Source organism: Streptomyces sp. NPDC001532, from assembly GCF_040298625.1.
Classification (GTDB): Bacteria; Actinomycetota; Actinomycetes; order Streptomycetales; family Streptomycetaceae; genus Streptomyces.
In genome coordinates this window covers 1-2,550 of sequence record NZ_JBEPAL010000095.1, presented here as the reverse complement: position 1 = coordinate 2,550, position 2,550 = coordinate 1, and the positions used below count along the sequence as shown (strand labels likewise).

General features: G+C 33.8%; 4 protein-coding genes. All 4 read left to right on the top strand.

Going from position 1 to position 2,550, the window contains the following annotated elements; translation table 11 throughout:
- The first annotated feature begins 74 nt into the window (after window positions 1-74).
- The 4 genes from ABT232_RS38310 (at window position 75) to ABT232_RS38295 (ending at window position 2,435) form a co-directional block, all read left to right on the top strand.
- Window positions 75-755: an IS6 family transposase gene (locus ABT232_RS38310; RefSeq protein ID WP_351849419.1), complete on the top strand. Its 681-nt coding sequence runs from the start codon at window positions 75-77 to the stop codon at window positions 753-755.
- A 204-nt stretch (window positions 756-959) separates the two neighbouring features.
- On the top strand, window positions 960-1,271 hold the full coding sequence (locus ABT232_RS38305; protein ID WP_349221543.1) for a DUF6442 family protein: 312 nt from the start codon (window positions 960-962) through the stop codon (window positions 1,269-1,271).
- Window positions 1,268-1,483 (top strand): helix-turn-helix transcriptional regulator, encoded by a 216-nt coding sequence (locus ABT232_RS38300; RefSeq protein ID WP_101913440.1) that lies wholly within the window; start codon window positions 1,268-1,270, stop codon window positions 1,481-1,483. Before ABT232_RS38305 ends, ABT232_RS38300 begins: the two co-directional genes overlap by 4 nt.
- Window positions 1,484-1,754: 271 nt before the next feature.
- The gene (locus tag ABT232_RS38295) at window positions 1,755-2,435 is read left to right on the top strand and encodes an IS6 family transposase (protein ID WP_351849417.1); all 681 of its coding nucleotides are present in this window, start codon (window positions 1,755-1,757) and stop codon (window positions 2,433-2,435) included.
- The last annotated feature ends 115 nt before the right edge of the window (window positions 2,436-2,550 follow it).

Here is a 2,550-nt window from a genome sequence, read left to right as displayed (position 1 = left end):
GGTTCTGTTGCAAAGTTTTAAATCTACTATCAAATAAGGTAGAATAATAGAAAAAGATAGCAGGAGGAATGACGATGAATCATTTTAAAGAAAAGCAATTTCAGCAGGATGTGATTATTGTAGCCGTGGGCTACTATCTTCGTTATAACCTTAGCTATCGTGAAGTTCAAGAAATCTTATATGATCGTGGCATTAACGTTTCTCATACAACAATTTACCGTTGGGTTCAAGAATATGGTAAGCTGATCTATCAAATCTGGAAAAAGAAAAATAGACAGTCCTTTTATTCGTGGAAAATGGACGAAACTTATATTAAAATTAAAGGGAAGTGGCATTATCTCTATCGTGCAATCGACTCAGAAGGCATGACACTGGATATTTGGCTAAGACGAAAGAGAAATACTCAGTCTGCTTATGCTTTCTTGAAACGACTACATAAACAGTTTGGTCAACCAAGAGTAATTGTCACGGATAAAGCGCCCTCTATTGGTTCTGCATTTAGAAAGTTACAGAGTAACGGTTTATATACTAAGACAGAGCATCGAACCGTGAAGTATCTCAATAACCTCATTGAGCAAGACCATCGACCAATCAAACGACGCAATAAATTTTATCGAAGTCTACGTACTGCCTCAACCACGATTAAGGGCATGGAAACAATTCGAGGAATATACAAAAAGAACCGAAGAAATGGAACGCTCTTCGGCTTTTCGGTATCTACTGAGATTAAGGTCTTAATGGGAATATTAGATTAAGAACAAGAAGGATTATAAACCTTGTATTTGATTTTTAAACTTTGCAACAGAACCAATTATATGATTGAGAGCTTCTTAATTTTTTACGGACTTTTCATACTTTGTTTTTGACAAGTTTACTTATATCTTTAACAAGTTTGCTTATATAGTTGACAAGTTTACTTGTAAAGTGTTATACTTTATTCATAGAGAGGAAGAGAAGAAATGAATAATAAGAAGATTTTACAAATGGCACAACAAGAAAGTCAAGATGAGGGTAAACTATCGAAGTGGAGAAATATGTCAATAGTACACTATATTATGTTGTTACTTGCTTGGCTGTTTATTTTCACAATTAGGTTGCTAAAAAATGAATCTATAGACGATTTGTTTTTTATGTTATTACTTTTGGCTTTGGGACATGAAATATATCTGTTCAAAAAGAAGAGGTCGATGACTAACATCATAGTAATTGTAGTATTATTAATTGCTGTTTCTGTGATGGGCTGGAATTTAATGAGTGGAATTTTTAAATGAGGGATAAAGGAAAACTTGAGTTAAAGAATAGGTTAAAAGTGGCTCGTGCTGAAAAACAAATAAACCAGAGTAATTTGGCTAAAATTGTTGGTGTTTCGAGACAGACAATTAGCAATATAGAAACCTATGAGTACGTTCCATCTGCTAAATTAGCATTATTACTTTGTATAGCGTTGGATATAGAATTTGAAAAATTATTCTATTTTGAGTAGTGAAGACTTAAGTATATTAAAACGACTTAGGTCTTTTTTATTTTAGGGGCGCAAATGTCAGAGTTTGCGTTCTTATATTAGTGAAATAGCAAGGAGAGTCTTTATGCAAGTAACAGGAAAAACTAAAACTGGTGAGGAAAAACAGTTGACAGTTGAAATTCGTGATGTTGAAATCGTGAAACCTAAGATTGAGAAATCGGTTCTGTTGCAAAGTTTTCTGATAAGTCTATTTTAGTGTAAAATGAATAAAAATGACAGCGAGGATATATCAATGAACTATTTTAAAGGTAAACAATTTCAAAAAGATGTGATTATTGTCGCTGTTGGTTATTATCTACGTTACAATCTAAGCTATCGTGAAATTCAAGAACTCCTTTATGATCGTGGCATTAACGTTTCTCACACAACTATTTATCGTTGGGTACAAGAATACGGTAAACTCCTCTATCATCTCTGGAAAAAGAAAAATAAAAAATCCTTTTATTCATGGAAAATGGATGAAACGTACATCAAAATTAAAGGAAAATGGCATTATTTGTATCGAGCCATCGATGCAGATGGTTTAACCTTGGATATTTGGTTACGTAAAAAACGGGACACACAAGCAGCCTATGCTTTTCTTAAGCGGTTAGTGAAGCAGTTTGATGAACCGAAGGTTGTAGTCACAGATAAAGCCCCCTCTATTACAAGTGCCTTTAAGAAACTAAAAGAATACGGCTTTTATCAAGGGACAGAACATCGTACCATTAAATACCTGAATAATTTGATTGAACAAGACCATCGTCCAGTAAAGAGACGCAATAAATTCTATCGAAGTTTACGCACTGCCTCTACCACGATTAAGGGCATGGAAGCCATTCGAGGATTATATAAGAAAACCCGAAAAGAAGGCACTCTCTTCGGCTTTTCGGTGTCTACTGAAATCAAGGTATTAATGGGAATAACAGCCTAAATCATAGATACCGTAAGGGATTTTATTCTTTATTTAAAACTTTGCAACAGAACCCTTGTATGTAATTGACTAAAACGTACAATTTTAGCTTTTAAATATGACCCTTATTTATGAC

Coding starts and splice junctions, on each gene's coding strand:
- ABT232_RS38295 (WP_351849417.1), top strand. CDS start 1,755: ATGAACTATTTTAAAGGTAAACAATTTCAAAAAGATGTGATTATTGTC.
- ABT232_RS38305 (WP_349221543.1), top strand. CDS start 960: ATGAATAATAAGAAGATTTTACAAATGGCACAACAAGAAAGTCAAGAT.
- ABT232_RS38300 (WP_101913440.1), top strand. CDS start 1,268: ATGAGGGATAAAGGAAAACTTGAGTTAAAGAATAGGTTAAAAGTGGCT.
- ABT232_RS38310 (WP_351849419.1), top strand. CDS start 75: ATGAATCATTTTAAAGAAAAGCAATTTCAGCAGGATGTGATTATTGTA.